At 28.3% G+C, this 16,806-nt stretch carries 14 protein-coding genes; 8 read left to right on the forward strand and 6 right to left on the reverse strand.

The window, feature by feature from the left end; genetic code table 11:
* Nucleotide 1: 1 nt before the first annotated feature.
* A complete protein-coding gene (locus JL193_RS17195) occupies nucleotides 2-2,068 on the reverse strand; it encodes a DUF4175 family protein (protein WP_243456716.1) in 2,067 nt (688 codons plus the stop codon).
* Nucleotides 2,069-2,179: 111 nt separating this feature from the next.
* Between JL193_RS17195 and JL193_RS09155 the strand changes: the two genes are divergently transcribed.
* From JL193_RS09155 to JL193_RS09165, 3 genes are all read left to right on the forward strand, one after another.
* Nucleotides 2,180-3,022, forward strand: coding sequence for a hypothetical protein (locus JL193_RS09155; RefSeq protein WP_207970521.1), 843 nt, complete (start codon nucleotides 2,180-2,182; stop codon nucleotides 3,020-3,022).
* A gap of 242 nt (nucleotides 3,023-3,264) precedes the next feature.
* Nucleotides 3,265-4,101: a transporter family protein gene (locus JL193_RS09160; protein ID WP_207970522.1), complete on the forward strand. Its 837-nt coding sequence runs from the start codon at nucleotides 3,265-3,267 to the stop codon at nucleotides 4,099-4,101.
* A 211-nt stretch (nucleotides 4,102-4,312) separates the two neighbouring features.
* On the forward strand, nucleotides 4,313-4,564 hold the full coding sequence (locus tag JL193_RS09165; protein WP_207970523.1) for a hypothetical protein: 252 nt from the start codon (nucleotides 4,313-4,315) through the stop codon (nucleotides 4,562-4,564).
* A 734-nt stretch (nucleotides 4,565-5,298) separates the two neighbouring features.
* Here JL193_RS09165 and JL193_RS09170 read toward each other — a convergent pair.
* On the reverse strand, nucleotides 5,299-5,448 hold the full coding sequence (locus tag JL193_RS09170; RefSeq protein WP_207970524.1) for a hypothetical protein: 150 nt from the start codon (nucleotides 5,446-5,448) through the stop codon (nucleotides 5,299-5,301).
* 185 nt (nucleotides 5,449-5,633) lie between these two features.
* On the opposite strand from JL193_RS09170, the gene gltX reads away from it, so the two are divergent.
* The 3 genes from gltX to JL193_RS09185 all read left to right on the forward strand — a co-directional run bounded on the left by gltX (nucleotide 5,634) and on the right by JL193_RS09185 (nucleotide 9,744).
* Nucleotides 5,634-7,184, forward strand: a complete 1,551-nt coding sequence (gltX, locus tag JL193_RS09175) for a glutamate--tRNA ligase (protein ID WP_207970525.1) — start codon at nucleotides 5,634-5,636, stop codon at nucleotides 7,182-7,184.
* Nucleotides 7,185-7,454: 270 nt separating this feature from the next.
* Nucleotides 7,455-8,381: an SPFH domain-containing protein gene (locus JL193_RS09180; RefSeq protein ID WP_207970526.1), complete on the forward strand. Its 927-nt coding sequence runs from the start codon at nucleotides 7,455-7,457 to the stop codon at nucleotides 8,379-8,381.
* 457 nt (nucleotides 8,382-8,838) lie between these two features.
* Nucleotides 8,839-9,744: a LytR/AlgR family response regulator transcription factor gene (locus tag JL193_RS09185; protein ID WP_207970527.1), complete on the forward strand. Its 906-nt coding sequence runs from the start codon at nucleotides 8,839-8,841 to the stop codon at nucleotides 9,742-9,744.
* A gap of 196 nt (nucleotides 9,745-9,940) precedes the next feature.
* Here the strand turns inward: JL193_RS09185 and tatA are convergent, their stop codons facing one another.
* The 4 genes from tatA to JL193_RS09205 form a co-directional block, all read right to left on the reverse strand.
* Nucleotides 9,941-10,129: a twin-arginine translocase TatA/TatE family subunit gene (tatA, locus tag JL193_RS09190; RefSeq protein WP_207970528.1), complete on the reverse strand. Its 189-nt coding sequence runs from the start codon at nucleotides 10,127-10,129 to the stop codon at nucleotides 9,941-9,943.
* 70 nt (nucleotides 10,130-10,199) lie between these two features.
* A complete protein-coding gene (locus JL193_RS09195) occupies nucleotides 10,200-10,889 on the reverse strand; it encodes a head GIN domain-containing protein (RefSeq protein WP_207970529.1) in 690 nt (229 codons plus the stop codon).
* Between the two features lie 92 nt (nucleotides 10,890-10,981).
* On the reverse strand, nucleotides 10,982-11,305 hold the full coding sequence (locus tag JL193_RS09200; protein WP_207970530.1) for a YbjQ family protein: 324 nt from the start codon (nucleotides 11,303-11,305) through the stop codon (nucleotides 10,982-10,984).
* 1,239 nt (nucleotides 11,306-12,544) lie between these two features.
* A complete protein-coding gene (locus JL193_RS09205; protein WP_207970531.1) occupies nucleotides 12,545-14,806 on the reverse strand; it encodes a ribonuclease R family protein in 2,262 nt (753 codons plus the stop codon).
* Between the two features lie 216 nt (nucleotides 14,807-15,022).
* On the opposite strand from JL193_RS09205, the gene JL193_RS09210 reads away from it, so the two are divergent.
* The gene (locus JL193_RS09210; protein WP_207970532.1) at nucleotides 15,023-15,958 is read left to right on the forward strand and encodes a diacylglycerol/lipid kinase family protein; all 936 of its coding nucleotides are present in this window, start codon (nucleotides 15,023-15,025) and stop codon (nucleotides 15,956-15,958) included.
* 187 nt (nucleotides 15,959-16,145) lie between these two features.
* On the forward strand, nucleotides 16,146-16,355 hold the full coding sequence (locus JL193_RS09215; RefSeq protein ID WP_207973518.1) for a hypothetical protein: 210 nt from the start codon (nucleotides 16,146-16,148) through the stop codon (nucleotides 16,353-16,355).
* Nucleotides 16,356-16,806: the final 451 nt, after the last annotated feature.

Genomic DNA, 16,806 nt, shown 5'->3' on the forward strand with positions numbered 1-16,806 from the left:
TTTAGTTCTTTAAATTCGTCATTAATTTTTTCTGGTCTTCTAAAGTGGCATCTTCTTTATTTGCTAAAGTTTCTTGTTTTTTTGCCAATTCTTCTAATTTATTGGCAATTTGCATGGTTTTTTGTTCGACGTAAAAACGCTTAGTAAGTTCTAACATGCGCTCTAAACTTCGCCTTTGTTGTTTGTTTTGTTGTGCTAATTCTTTGGCTTTTTTTACTAAATCTTCTTTATTTAATTTATCAGCCATTTTTTTAATTTCATCTAACAACTTTTGTTGCTTGTCTAATTTTTTAAGTTCTTCGATTCGTTTTTTGAGTTCTTCTTTCTTTTCTTGAAGATCTTTATTTTCTTCCTTTTTCTCGTCTAAATTTTCTTGCAACTCATCAGTTTGACGTTGCATCATTTTTTTATAGTTTTCTTGACGTTTTATAAAGTTTTCTACTTTCTTTTTATCGTTCCAACTTAGCTTCTTTTTGTTTTGTAAAGCTTCTTTAATTTTATTCAGCTCCTTCTCTTGTTTTTCTTGTTTTTGAATGGAGTTTTCTAAACTATTAATGGTATTTCTTTGTTCTTGTAAGATTTCTTGATCGATTTCTTGGGTAGTTTTTTGTCGATAATTAAAAACTTTACTCTTCGCTTTTTTATTTCCGTTTACGGCATCATTATCAAAAACTTGAAAGAATAATTCGTAATTGATGCCTGGTTTTAAATTTAATCCGTCAGGAAATTGATAAAAAAATGTTTGTATATTTTCTTTCGTAATTTGTAAATCGAACGTTTGTTGATTTTGAGGATTGTTAGCATCGTAATACACAATCTGCAATTTTTTTAAACCATAATCGTCTGAAATTTGACCTGCAAATTCTGCTGTTCCACGTGAAATACTGTCGATATTAGTTTGTACAGAAATCTCTGGAACTTCATCTTTAATAATACCAACAGAAAACTGCAAATTTTCATAATCTTTTAAGTTTTCATTGGAAGATGTTATTTGGTAGTTGAGTGAATTTCTGATGTATTTCGAAAATTCAAAATTAGAATTCGAAATATTTTTGAATAAATTTCTTTTTTCATTGTTAATAAACGCGACAGAATCCGTTTGAGAAGCTTCTACTTTCCATGTAATTCTGGTGCCTTCTGGAACAATAATATTTCCTGTGTTTTGGATGGTTTCGTTTCGTTTGCCCACATACCTTGGATAATTCAATTGCAAAGCAATATTGTTGATTGTTGGTGTATTTATAATTTCAATATTAAAATCTTGCGATTGCACACCATTTGCTTCAACGAAAAAATGTATTGGTTTTTGAACATCAGAAAAGGTGTAAGAAAACATTCCATTTCCATTATTTTGAAGAAAATATTGCTGGTTATCGAAAATAATTTTTGCTTCAGATGGCAATACAGTTCCTGTTGTATTTACGATAATTGTAATTGGTTTGCCTTGAATAACTTGCAAGTTTTCATTTTGTAAAGAAAAAGAAAATGGTGCTGGAGGATTGTATGCTTTTCTGTGGTTTACAACACGATCTAAACTTTGTGTAAAAATTCCGTTATTACCTGATATTAAAGTAATTAACCAAATTAAAACAGGTACAATTGCATATTTTAAATACTTGGTATTTTTCTTAAAATCGACTGCTTTTACAAACGGAATGGGTTGTAATTCTTTTGATTTTTGATGGATGCTCGCTACTAACAAATCAGACTGATGCGAATTTTCTTTCAGCTGTAAAACATTCAGTAATTTGTCGTTAACTTCTGGAAAATGCGCTCCAATAATTTTTGAAGATTCTTCTAAAGTAATTCCTTTTCGGAAACCGAATAATTTAAATATAGGAATGGCAATAAATCTTATTAATAAAAAAACTTCAACACCTATAAACAGCCAAAAAAGTATGGTTCTTGCTGTTGGTTTTAACCATAAAAAATACTCTAAAAACAAGGTAAATAATAGGTATAGGAATCCTAAAGAAAGAAATAAGATGGTTCCTTTTATTAGTTCATTTACGTAGAATTTTCTCGTAAATAAATGTAGTTTTTGTGCTATAATTTCAAATCCGCTCATAATTAACTAATAAAAATACTATTTTTGAAAGGATTCGCAATAAAATAATTTGTTAAATGAATTTGTAAGTATTTAAAATGAATGCCTACTAAGCCCAAATAAAATACAAATATGAAAAATATAACAACCCTTTTAGCATTACTTTTAACAACAATAACTCTTGCACAAAGCCCTTGGACAAAGGAAAAAGGTAAATTTTACACACAAATATCTTTTACAACAATACCTAATTACGACACTTTATTTGGTGACCCAGATTATAGTACTTTTGGAACTTATTCAGACAATACAGTGCAGTTTTTTGGCGAATATGGTTTGTCTGATAAAACCAGTTTGCTGGTAAATCTTCCATTAAAAATAATAACTATTAAAGATTTTGAAAACCCAGCAATAGACTGTGTTGGCGATTGTTCCGAAAATTTTAATACAACTGCTTTAGGAAATATAGAAATTGGTTTAAAACACAATTTTTATAAAAAAGATTGGATTTTATCTGGCCAATTTTCTATAGAAGCAAACACCAATTCTTACGATGCCAATTCTGGTATAAGAACAGGCTACAACGCATGGACTTTTACGCCTTTATTTTTAGTAGGAAGAGGTTTTGGAAAAACCTATGTACAAGGTTTTATTGGCGGAAATATTAGAACAAATAATTATAGTTCTAATTTTAAAATTGGTGCTGAAGTAGGTAGAAAAATTACAAAAAACATTTGGTTAATTGGTTACCTAGATATTTTTAAATCTTTAAAAAATGGCGATGTTGTTTTACCTACAGCTAACACAATTACTGGTCTCTACGTAAATGATCAAGAATTTGGTGGTGTAGGTTTAAAAGCAATTGGAGAATTTACAGATAATTTTGGTGTTACTGCAGGTTTTGGCGGTGCTTTTTTTGCAAATAATTTACCAAAACAAGCCGCTATTACTTTTGGTTTGTATCATAAATTTTAGAATTTAAAAAAGTAGCCTCTTTTTATTTTGAAATAAAAAATGCTTATTCTCAAAACAAATGGCACTTATTTCAGCTGTAAAATTTATTCGAATTGACAGCATTTTATCTAAATCTTTTAAAATATTTAACAGGTATTTTAATATCGTAAATTTGTATTTTCTATACGTTCTTTTTTTAAAAACGTACCTTTGATTTCGTTAACGTATTATTAAAAATAAAACCCATCTATAAAAACAAAAATATGAAAAAAATTAGCGCAGTTTTACTACTATTTTTAAGCACCTCTATTTTTGCACAAAGCCCTTGGACAAAGGAAAAAGGAGATTTATTTGTAAATCTTTCTTTCACGACAATTTCTAATTACAATAAGCTTTTTGGAGATCCAGATTACAATACCGAAAGAAATATAACAGATAGAACCTACCAAATTTATGGAGAATATGGTTTTACAAATAACACTTCTTTGGTTTTTAGTGTTCCTTTAAAGTCTATAAAAGTAGAAGATTTTGTTCCTAATCAAAATTTAATTGGCCCTATAACAAATAGTGGAACAAAAACCTCCTTTGGAAACATTCAATTGGGTTTAAAACATCAATTTTATAATAATGGATGGGTTTTAGCTGGGCAATTACTATCAGAAATAAATACAAGTTCTTATGACGATGCTACAGGAATTAGAACTGGTTACGATGCTTTTACTTTTACCCCTCAATTTTTAGCAGGAAAAAGTTTCGGAAAAACTTTTTTACAAACACATATTGGTGCAGACATTCGTACAAACAATTACAGTTCTAACTTTAAAGTTGGTGGAGAATTTGGAGGAAAAATTACCCAAAATATTTGGTTAATTGGTTATGTAGATGTTGTAAAATCTTTCGAAAATGGAAATATAAACATCCCTACAAACAACTCGTTAACAGGTTTGTACGTAAACGACCAAGAATATGGTGCCTATGGCTTAAAAGGAATTTTACAATTGTGCGATTTAGGAATTACTGCTGGTTTTGGTAACGCTTTCTTTGGGAATAATGTAGCAAAACAAACCGCTTTTACAATTGGTATTTTTAATACTTTTTAAGTGGGTTATTTCTGAAGTAAATGCCACGAATTCACGAATAAAAATATTAATATTTCAGACCTCACCGGTTTTTAAATCTGTGAGGTCTTTTCGTACTATAATTCTATATTTTATATGAATCTATTAATTTGGCAGTTTTCTATTTTTAAGATTTCCACAACACAAAAATTTATTATAAATACGTATATTTGAAATAGTTAAAAATTATATTATGGATTTAACAACAAGAAAAATAAAATTTAAGGAACGTTTTGATACGATAACAGATACGAATCTGGTAGCGCGTTTTGAGGAATTTTTAGAAATTCATTTATCTAATAAAAAAATTGTTGCTTACACGGTTCAAGGAGAACCTTTGACGAAAGAAATGTATGTCGAAAAAATAAAAAAAGCAGAAAAATCTGTAAAAAACGGATATTTTACTACTGTTGAAGATTTAGAAAAAGAGGTTGAAAACTGGTAAAATGTCAGTTAAAAAAATAAGAGTTATTTGGTCTAATGAAGCAAAAGCAGATTTAAAATATATTTACTACAGAATACTCAAAAAACAAAGTCTCCAACAAATGCTGGTAATGTTATAAAAGATATTATTCAAGCCTCAAAAAATATCGCCTTTATAGAACAATACCAAGTAGATGAAGTTTTAAATGAGCCTTACAGAAGAATAATTGTAAGACATTTTAAAATTGTTTACGTTCCTAAAAATGAAAATTCTATTATTGTTTTAGAAGTTTTCGATTCCTATAGGAGTCCTTTAAATTTGAGAAAATAATAGCTGTATAATAATTTTTAGGTGGTAAATTTCTGAAATAAATACCACGAATTTACGAATGTATTTCAGACCTGACAGGTTTTATAATTCTATCTTTTCAATGAATTTTATAAAGTAATATTTTTAAAAAATCTTTAATTCAAAAAACACTTCTTTAAGATCATGTATCTCTTTACCAAGCGCAATTTTATACTCGTACTTTTTATTATATAATTTTAAGAGAAATTCTATTTTGTGTTTTTCTCTTAGATTATAGAGAAAGTTCTTTCTGTAATAATTATATTTTTTAAAAGAATTACTAATAAAAATCTCCAAAAAAAGTAACCACAAAAAACTATAATAACACCAAGAACCAAATTAAAAATTGAAGTTAAATAAACTTTTATTTTTGACTCTTTTAAAATTTCTAATTCAATTAAAATTTCCTATAAATCGTGTTTTAATTTATTATTTAAACGAATTTTAGTACAAACTCTATCAAAATCTGGCTTTTTTCTTGTCAAACCACACCTGTTTCCATCTTTCAAATTTAAAATTTGATGGTCGCATAAATCGCAATGTGCTTTATAATTCATTTATAAAAAATTAAAAAAAATAAAAGTACTAAAACACTTACAAAAAGACTGTCTTTTTTCTCTTTTCCAACTTCTCTCCTCTTCTAATAAAAAACTATCTTTGTATCACGAAAAAATACCTTATTTTTTTAAGGTTCATTAAAAATAGCTTTCCTGCGAAAGCAGAAACCCAAAAAACAGAAAAAATGGAATCTAATGTTCGTGTTCGTTTTGCCCCAAGTCCAACAGGTCCTTTACATATTGGTGGTGTAAGAACAGCTTTATACAATTATTTATTCGCAAAAAAACACAATGGAACTTTTGTGTTAAGAATCGAAGATACAGACCAAACTCGTTATGTTGCAAATGCAGAAAAATACATTATCGATTCTTTAAATTGGTGTAATATTCCTTTTGATGAAGGTCCAGGAAAAAATAAAAAATTGGGTCCATACAGACAATCGGAACGTAAAGAAATTTACAAAAAATATGCCGATATTTTAATAAATTCTGGTTGGGCATATTATGCTTTTGACACTGCTGAAGCATTAGATTTAGAAAGAAAAAACCACGAATCTGAAGGAAAAACCTTTATTTATAACTGGCATAATCGCGAAAAAGGACGTTTGGTAAACTCTCTGGTTTTAACCGATGAAGAAGTACAAAAACGAATTAAAAAAGGCGATAAATACGTAGTTCGTTTTAAATCTCCACAAGATGAAACACTTATAATGAATGATGAAATTCGTGGAGAAATTAAAATTGATACCAATATTTTAGATGATAAAATTTTGTTTAAATCCGATGGAATGCCAACCTATCATTTAGCAAATATTATAGACGATCATTTAATGGAAATTAGCCACGTAATTCGTGGTGAAGAATGGTTGCCATCTATGGCTTTACACGTTTTATTGTACAAGGCTTTTGGCTGGAATGCTCCAAAATTTGCACACCTACCCTTAATTTTAAAACCTATTGGTAAAGGTAAACTAAGCAAAAGAGATGGCGACAAATTAGGTTTTCCTGTATTTCCTTTAGCATACAAAAATGAAGAAACTGGAGAAATTTCTAGAGGATACAAAGAAGATGGTTATTTCGCAGACGCTTTTATAAACATGTTGGCTTTTTTAGGATGGAATCCTGGAACAGAACAAGAATTATTTTCGTTAGAAGATTTAATACAAGAATTCGATTTAAAACGAGTTAGTAAATCTGGAGCAAAGTTTAATCCTGATAAAACAAAGTGGTTTCAACAACAATACATGCAACTAAAATCTAATGCAGAATTGACTGATTTATATTTGCCCATTTTACATTCAAAGCAAAATGTCATTTCGAGCGCAGTCGAGAAATCAAGCGCAGTCGAGAAATCTTATGTTCGAAAAGTAATTTCTTTAATAAAAGAAAGAGCTGTTTTCGTATCAGATTTTTGGGACTTATCTTCTTACTTTTTCGAAGCACCAACCAAATATGATGCAAAAGCATCTAAAAAGAATTGGAAGCCAGAAACTGGCTTATTAATGGAAGATTTAATTAAAGTAATAGAAAATATACAAGATTTTTCATCAGAAAATACCGAAAAACAAATTAAAGAATGGATTACCCATAAAGAAATAGGTTTTGGTAAAATTATGCAACCATTACGTTTGTCTTTAGTTGGTAAATTGGCAGGACCACATTTGTTTGATATTATGGAAATGATTGGCAAGCAAGAAACCATTAAAAGAATCGAAAACGCTATCGAAAAATTATAAAACTTTTCAGCAACTTTTAAGAGGCTGTCTCGAAAGTATTAAAATTTGTCATTTCGAAGGTGATAGAGAAATCTTATTATTGAATTTCAGTAGTTTAGATTTTTCGACTTCACTTAAAATGACAGTTATATTTACTTTTGTGACAGCTTCTTTTTGTTAAAAAATGTAACTTTTTTTAAAAAGAGGGTCTAATTACTTAAATACATATTTTTATTATATTTTGTTATATTTACAACTAACAGATTATTAATCCTCAAAAAAAAACGAACTATGCCACCATTTTTAATTATAATTTTATTTATAGGAATACTTATTCTTTTCGCTTCCTTTTTTATGGTAAAGCAACAAACTGCAGCCATTATAGAGCGTTTTGGAAGATTTAACGCCATAAGACAATCTGGGTTAAGAGTTAAAATACCTTTTGTAGATAGAGTTGCAGGAAGATTAAGTTTAAAAATTCAACAATTAGATGTAATTATTGAAACAAAAACGTTAGACGATGTTTTTGTAAAATTAAAAGTTTCTGTACAATACAAAGTAATTTACGACAAAGTTTATGACGCTTTTTACAAGTTAGATTATCCACACGATCAAATAACTTCGTATGTTTTTGATGTGGTTCGTGCAGAAGTTCCAAAAATGAAATTAGACGATGTTTTTGTAAAAAAAGACGATATTGCCATTGCTGTAAAATCTGAATTGAATGATGCCATGTTAGATTATGGTTTCGATATTATTAAAACGTTAGTTACAGATATCGATCCAGATGCACAAGTAAAAGAAGCCATGAACAGAATTAATGCTTCTGAAAGAGAAAAAATTGCCGCACAATTCGAAGGAGATGCACAACGTATTTTAATTGTAGAACGCGCCAAAGCAGAAGCAGAAAGCAAACGTTTACAAGGGCAAGGTATTGCAGACCAACGTAGAGAAATTGCACGCGGTTTAGAAGAATCTGTAGAAGTTTTAAATAAAGTAGGCATTAATTCGCAAGAAGCCTCTGCATTAATCGTAGTAACACAACATTACGATACTTTGCAGTCTATTGGTCAAGAAACCAATAGCAACTTAATTTTATTACCAAATTCACCACAAGCAGGTAGCCAAATGTTAAACGATATGGTGGCAAGTTTTACTGCAAGCAACCAAATTGGTGAAGCTATGAAAAACCACAAAGCTAAAAAGAAAGATGAGTAAAATTTTATCGATATTTTTAATATTTATCTTTTGTTCGAGTATGTTTTCTCAAACAAAAAAAGAAGCTTTAAAAGCTGTTTTAAAAACTTCTAAAGCTACTTAACATTTAACTTTAAAACTGTTAACAAACACACTTATTTACCAGTAGTTTAATAATAAATGGCGAAAAAACTACAATTTCTTTTATTGAAGAAACATTTAAAAATATGAAAAAACAACAATTAAAAAATAATAAAAAATACAAGAATAAAATCTACAACTTATTTATTAGGTATTTATAACGAAGAAAATACGTTTTGGTATTTTATTGAAGCCAAACAACTATCAAACCCAGCTTACTCGTGAAGTTTTACCAAATTTTATAACAATTTTAAATATCCCTCAAGAAAAAACATCCACAGAAAAAATATAATCTTAATAATAATAATCTTAATATTTAGTAGTATCAAAAATTGCTATGATTGACTCTATTTTAAAATGGTTAAAAACGCCTTATTATTTTAATCCGTCTGCGAAATTTAAACTGAAAATAAGTTTTTTTCATGGGCTTTTTGTATTTCTTTTTTTATACATTTTTAGGCCCTTTTACCTTTCTCAGTTCGATGTAATTATCTTAGAATATACCTTAGGAATTGGAATAATTGCTTTTCTAGGAACATTCTTTGTATTGTATGTTCCATCTATAATATTTAAAAAATATTTTCACGAAGATAATTGGACTGTTGGTAAAAATATACTTTTAATTTTTGTAGGAGTTATTTTTGTAGCGTTTTTCTTATGGTATTTTGGAGAAATGTATAAAGAACCCTACAATTTAAAAAAACTAAGTTTTTTAGAATTTTTATTTTATACATTTTTAGTGAGTATTTTTCCGCTTACATTTTTTGTATTTATAAATGAAAAAAATGTTCGTAAAAAAAGAAGAAATAGAGCAAAAGAAATTAATTTTTACAATGCAAATAAGTTAAAAAAACAAACGAAAGTAGAAATCACTCCATTAGAATCAATAGAAAAAGAAGCTAAAATCGAGATATTTTCTGATAATAAAAAAGAGAGTATTAAAATTCGTATCGAAGAATTGGTGTACATTACTTCTCAAGGAAATTATGCCTGCTTTTTTCTCCTTAAAAATAATGTTTTAAAGGAAAAAATTTTAAGAGTTACCCTTACACAAATAAGTAAAAAATTTGCAGATAATTGTAATATTTTAAGATGTCATAAAAGTTACATTGTAAATACAAAATTTATAAAAGGTATTTCTGGAAATGCCAGAGGTTATTTATTAAAATCAGATATAATTCCGTTCGATGTTCCTGTATCTAGAAAGTTTTCGAAACAATCTTTACTAAAATTGGTAAAATAAGCTTCCCATTAATCCCATTTTTGTAAAAAAACTTCCCTTTTGTAACAAATTTTTATGTGCAAGCGATAGTAATTATATATTTGTGGTAATAATAAATGGATTAGAAAAATTGGGGGATTCTTTTAATTCGTAAAAAAAAAGCTCAATCTAGTAAATAGATTGAGCTTTTCATTTGATACTATTTTAAAAAATAGTTTTACTTTTTTTCTTCGATTTTTTCTTCGGAATCTTCTTTAGATGCATTTTTAAACTCTTTAATTCCGCTTCCTAATCCACGCATTAATTCTGGTATTTTTCTACCACCAAATAATAGTAAAATTACCACAAGAATTATAATTATTTGCGGACCACCAATCATTCCAAAAAATATTGATAAACTATTCATGTTTTCTTTAATTTAATATAGTACAAAGATACAAAAAAGGTTGTTATAGTACTCTTTTGTTTTATTTCTCTTAATTTCTTTTTTCGATAATACCACCTATTACCTTTTTATCTTTTACCACTTTCGGATTTCCTTTGTAAAAAATAGTACCTCCAAAACTAACTTTGGCATGTAACGTTTTTTGTGCATTTACTTCTGCTTTTGCTCCTGTGCCTGCTTTTACGTCTGTTTTTTCTGAAGCTTTCATATTAAAACCATGATAAATACCATATAAATCGACATCTACTTCTTGGTTATTAGTTGTTCCAGATAGTTTTATAATTCCGCCAGAAGAAGCCCTTACTTTTAGTTTTTTTGTTGTTAAAGTTAAGTTGATAAATGCCCTTTCTTGTGCATTTACTTCAATTTTATTTTGATTAAATTTTTTACTAGTAATGGTTGCACCCTCATTTGCATCGATAACAGCAATATTTTTATTGTAGTAAATTTTAATTAAAATTTTACCATCTGCAGCATTATCTTCTGGTGTTAAAGAAAAAGGTAAAGAGAGTTTTAAAGTGTTGTTTACATTTTTAATTTTTACCATTTGAGACTTTTCGCCAGTAATTTCTAACTTTTGTTCCGAAGATTTTATAAGCTCTACTTCGATGCCATTATATACTTTTAATGTGTTATAATCACCTAAGTTCTTAGTAATTGTTGTTTGTGCATTTGCTAAAAATGCTACAAATAATAAGTTTAAAAAAGCTAAATTTTTCATTATTAAAGGTTTAGTTGATAATCTTAATTCAAAAATTATACCACTATAAAGGTTTTTACTGGTTTTTATTGTGCGAATATCGTTAAAAAAAATTATTCGGCTTTTACTGCGGTTCCTGTAATTGAAACAAACAAAGTAGATGAATTTGCCAAAGGTTCTACATCTAATTGAATGCCAACAACTGCATTTGCACCTAATTTTAAAGCATTCTCTTTTAAATTCTGAAACGCTTTTTCTTTGATATTTTCTAAAACTAACGTGTATTTTTCGTAATATTTAGACATGCTAAACATGTCTTTAAAAGACATTTTTGTTCCATTAGAAGAATAACTAGAGTCGTAAGCTATACCTGTTACAATACCTAAATAATCTACTATTTTGAAGTTTTCTATGTTGTGTGTTGTTGTTAAAATCATTGTTTTATATTTATTATGATGTCATTTTAAGCGAAACGCAGTGTAGTCGAAAAAACTCTTATTATTTATGAAACAAATTGAATATCATTTTTTAATTGAATATAATTGGAGATTTCTCCATAAAGTCGAAATGACATTCTTTTGTCATTCCGAGTGAAGCGATAGCAAAACCGACGAATCTTTGCATTGAGAGATTTCTCCACAAGGTCGAAATGACAAACATATGTCATTTTGAGCGAAACGCAGTGTAGTCGAAAAATCTCTTATTACTTATGAAACAAATTTAATATCATTTTTTTAATTGAATATAATTGGAGATTTCTCCATAAAGTCGAAATGACATTCTTTTGTCATTCCGAGTGAAGCGATAGCAAAACCGACGAATCTTTGCATTGAGAGATTTCTCCACAAGGTCGAAATGACAAACATATGTCATTTTGAGCGAAACGCAGTGTAGTCGAAAAATCTCTTATTATTTATGAAACAAATTGAATATCATTTTTTAATTGAATATAATTGGAGATTTCTCCATAAAGTCGAAATGACATTCTTTTGTCATTCCGAGTGAAGCGATAGCAAAACCGACGAATCTTTGCATTGAGAGATTTCTCCACAAGGTCGAAATGACAAACATATGTCATTTTGAGCGAAACGCAGTGTAGTCGAAAAATCTCTTATTACTTATGAAACAAATTTAATATCATTTTTTTAATTGAATATAATTGGAGATTTCTCCATAAAGTCGAAATGACATTCTTTTGTCATTCCGAGTGAAGCGATAGCAAAACCGACGAATCTTTGCATTGAGAGATTTCTCCACAAGGTCGAAATGACAAACATATGTCATTTTGAGCGAAACGCAGTGTAGTCGAAAAATCTCTTATTACTTATGAAACAAATTTAATATCATTTTTTTAATTGAATATAATTAGAGATTTCTCCATAAAGTCGAAATGACATTCTTTTGTCATTTTGAGCAAAACGCAGTGTAGTCGAAAAAACTCTTATTATTTATGAAACAAATTTAATATCATTTTTTTAATTGAATGTAATTAGAGATTTCTCCACAAGGTCGAAATGACAAACATATGTCATTTTGAGCGAAACGCAGTGTAGTCGAAAAATCTCTTATTATTTATAAAACAAATTTAATATTATTTTTTAATTGAATATAATTAGAGATTTCTCCATAAGGTCGAAATGACAAAGAATTAAAAAAAGTCGAAATGACAGATTAATCTACTCTTCAATTAAATAAAAATCTAAATGTTTGCGTTCTAAATCGGTTTTCTTTACTTGCACTTTTACATTGTCTCCTAACTGATAGCTGTTTTTTGTAGATTGTCCAATAATGGCATATTGTTTTTCATCAAAAATATAATAATCGCTTTTAATATCTCTAATACGAACCATACCTTCGCATTTATTAGCAGAAATTTCTACGTAAATTCCCCATTCTGTAACACCTGTAATTACACCATCAAACACTTCATCTTTATGATCTTGCATGTATTTTACTTGCATGTATTTTATGGAAGAACGTTCTGCTTTAGAAGCTAATTCTTCTCTTTTTGAAGAATGTTTACATTTTTCTTCATAAGGTAGCGCTTTTGGCGAGGTTCCTCCATCTAAATAATGTTGCAATAATCGATGTGTCATTACATCTGGATAACGTCTAATTGGTGAGGTAAAATGACTATAGTAGTCGAAAGCCAAGCCATAATGCCCAATATTTTGAGTTGTGTAAACTGCTTTAGACATGCTTCGAATGGCAAGTGTTTCAATCATGTTCGATTCTGCTTTACCATATACATCATTTAAAAGTTTATTTAAAGAATCTGAAGTAGATTGTTTGGTTTCTGTATTAATTTTATAGCCAAATTTACTAATAATATTTTCTAAAGAAGCCAATTTCTCGATATCTGGTTCGTCATGAACCCTATAAATAAAGGTTTTGTTAGAAGGTCTTCCTTTATGTCTTCCAATAAATTCAGCCACTTTTCTATTGGCTAGTAACATAAATTCTTCAATTAATTTATTGGCATCTTTAGAGGTTTTAAAGAAAACACCTATTGGGTTTGCATCTTCATCTAAATTAAACTTTACTTCTACTCTATCAAAAGAAATGGCACCTTGTTTCATTCTTTTTTTACGCAAAATTTTTGCCAATTTATCTAATTGTAAAGTGGCTTCTACAATTGCTGGAGTAACTTCGTAAGAAGAACCTGTAATAGAAACATCAACAGGAATTGTACATTTTAAATGATGAGATTTCTCGACTTCGCTCGAAATCACAGTATTATTTTCGTTCGAAATCACACTATTATTTTCAATTAAATATTGTGCTTCTTCGTATGCAAAACGTTGGTCGGAATAGGTTACTGTTCTACCAAACCATTCGTTTACAATTTGTGCTTTTTGGTTGATTTCAAAAACGGCCGAAAATGTTAATTTTTCTTCATTGGGTCTTAAAGAACAAACGCCATTACTTAACATTTCTGGCAACATTGGCACTACTCTATCTACTAAATAAACAGAGGTTGCTCTTTCGTAAGCCTCGTTATCTAAAAGTGTGTTTGGTTGTAAATAATGCGAAACATCTGCAATGTGAATACCTACTTCGAAGTTTCCGTTTTCTAATTTTTTAAAAGACAATGCATCGTCAAAATCTTTTGCATCTTTAGGATCTATGGTAAAGGTTAAATCTTTACGCATATCTCTACGTTTACCAATTTCTTCTTTGGTAATTTCTAACGGAAGTAATTTTGCCTCTTTTTCTATTTCTGGCGGAAACTCGTAAGGCAAATCGTATTCTAATAAAATAGAATGCATTTCTGTATCGTGGTCTCCTGGTTTTCCTAGAACTGTGGTAATTTTTCCAAACGGATTTTTAGAGTTTTCTGGCCAATCTTGAATTTTAGCTTGTACTTTGTCTCCATGTTCTGCACCATTCATTTTATTTTCAGAAATAAAAATATCTGCATACATTTTAGAGTTGTCGCAAATTACAAATCCAAAATTTTTATTTTTCTGTAAAACACCTACAAACTCAGTTTTTGCGCGTTCTATAATTTCTACAACATCGGCTTCTAGTTTGTTACTACGCTTTCGTTTGTACACATAAGCTCTTACAACATCGCCATGCAAACCCTTACCAAGGTTAATGTTTGGAACAAAAATATCGTGTTCGTAATCGTCTGTAATAAAATATCCATTTCCGTTAGAAGTAATATCTAAAGTTCCAATAGAGTATTTTCTATCTTCGTTAATTTGAAACTTTCCTCTATCTACTTCTTTAATTTTTTTGGAAGCTGTTAATTCTGCTAGTTTTTTAATAATCTGATTTTTACCATCGGTATCTTCAATTTTTAATTTTGAAGCTATTTGTTTATAATTGAAGAACTTACTACTGTCTTCATTTAAAATTTTAAATATATTTTTCGTTAAATCTTTTACAACTTTTCCTTTCTTTTTATATATTTTTTTCTTCTTTCTTGTCATTTATATTTTTTAATAATTTTTATTTCTATTTAACTTTTGGAAATAGAGTTTATAAATCTTGTTTTTTAGTTCAATTAATTCAACTATAAATTTAACACGATACTAAAATAGCATTTATTTCTATTGCATCTTATTAATTAATTGTTACGATTCTATTTTGTACTTTGCTTGTTTATACTATTTGGGTTTCGAAATAGTTTTATTAATTTATTTTTTATGTCTTATATCGATAAAATCAATAGATTTTCTTGGTTTATAATTGCAAACTCTACTTCTGGTAATGGCGATTTTTCTAAACAGTGGAAAGAAATTCGACAAAACTTAAACCATAAGAATTTAGACTATTCTTTTGCTTTTACACAATTTTCTAAACACGAGGTTGATTTGGTACAAAACGCAATCAAAAAAGGGTTTAGAAACATTATTTCGGTTGGCGGAGATGGAACACTACACAATGTAGTTAACGGAATAATGTTGCAAAGATATGTAAAAACTTCCGAACTAACTATTGGTGTAATTCCTTTAGGAACTGGAAACGATTGGATAAAGACCTATCATATTCCGAATCATATTGAAAAATCGATAGAAATTATCCAAAGAAAAAAAACAATACTACAAGATATTGGGGTTTTAAAAACTACAAATTGTAAACTTACATATTTTAACAACGTAGCTGGTTTGGGGTATGATGGTTACATTGTTAACAAACTTAAATCTTTAAAACGTTTTGGTGCTATTGCTTATTTATTAGCCGGAATTTATGGTTTGTTGTTCTATAAAAAATCGACCTTTAAAATTATTTTTGATGATAAAGTGATTGAAACCAACTGTTTAATGACAATTTTTGGAATTTGTAAATTTTCTGGAGGTGGAATGCAGTTTACAAAAAATGTGCATACTACTGATGGCTTGCTAGATATTACCATTGCTAAAAACCTCACTTTTTTCGATTTAATATTTCATCTTCCAAAATTGTATTCAGGAAAAATTGTGCAGCATAAAAAAGTAGCAACGTATAAAACAAACCGAATTACGGTAATTCCAAAAAACGCAAAACCTTTTATTCAAGCAGATGGAGAATTGGTTGGTACTGGCGAAGTTTCTGTTGAAATTATAGAAAAAGCGGTGAAATTTTGTGTGAACATTTTATAGTTTTTGTTTTTTATAGTGTAAATAAATTCAATATAGATCTATAAAACTTCGAATTTACTATTAAGAGATTCCGCTTTTCAGCAAGATTATTTTAACTCACTAATTTTATACATTACTCCGCATTTTTAAAATTAGAGTTTTAATAAGTTAAAAAAATCTTAATTTTTTTGTAACGTTTTTAAAAATTATGCGTCTTTATAATAAAGGGCATATTTCAATTCAAATGAAAAATTTATATAAAATTATTGCTTTATTCGCTATTATCTTTCTTACAGGGGTTTATGTTACTGTAATAACGGTAAATGCGACTTTAAATAAAGTAGATGCTCCTCAAAAAACGGTTGAAATTCAAAAAGACACGACTCATCTTTTAAAAGCCGAAAAGAAAACGGTTTAGTAATTTTTATTTTCTTAAAATTTACTTTTTTTTACACTTATCAACATTCTATACTATAATACTTTTTCTTTTAGAAAATTTTTAAAAAACTATAATGGTTATAATAGTGTGTGAATAGTTACTATAAAATATACGCTTTTAATTTTTATATATGAGTTATTAAAAACTACTGACATTTTATAAGCTATTTAAAACGTTAAAAATCAATCTTAAAATGTACTTATTAACAAAAGTTATAAACAGCTATTAACCTATTTTTATGAATAATTAACAACACTTTCTATGTAAATAAATTGTAAATTTTATGTTGATAAACTTTTATGAAAAATCAATAAAAAAAGTTGTGTATGTAATAAAACCTATTGTATTGTAATAAAAATTAGAATTACCAAAAAAAGTTACGAGTTTCTTATGACAACTTCTTAACATTTTCTTAAAATGCTAAAATATT

This window comes from Polaribacter batillariae, from assembly GCF_017498485.1.
In the GTDB taxonomy this organism is placed as follows: Bacteria; Bacteroidota; Bacteroidia; order Flavobacteriales; family Flavobacteriaceae; genus Polaribacter; species Polaribacter batillariae.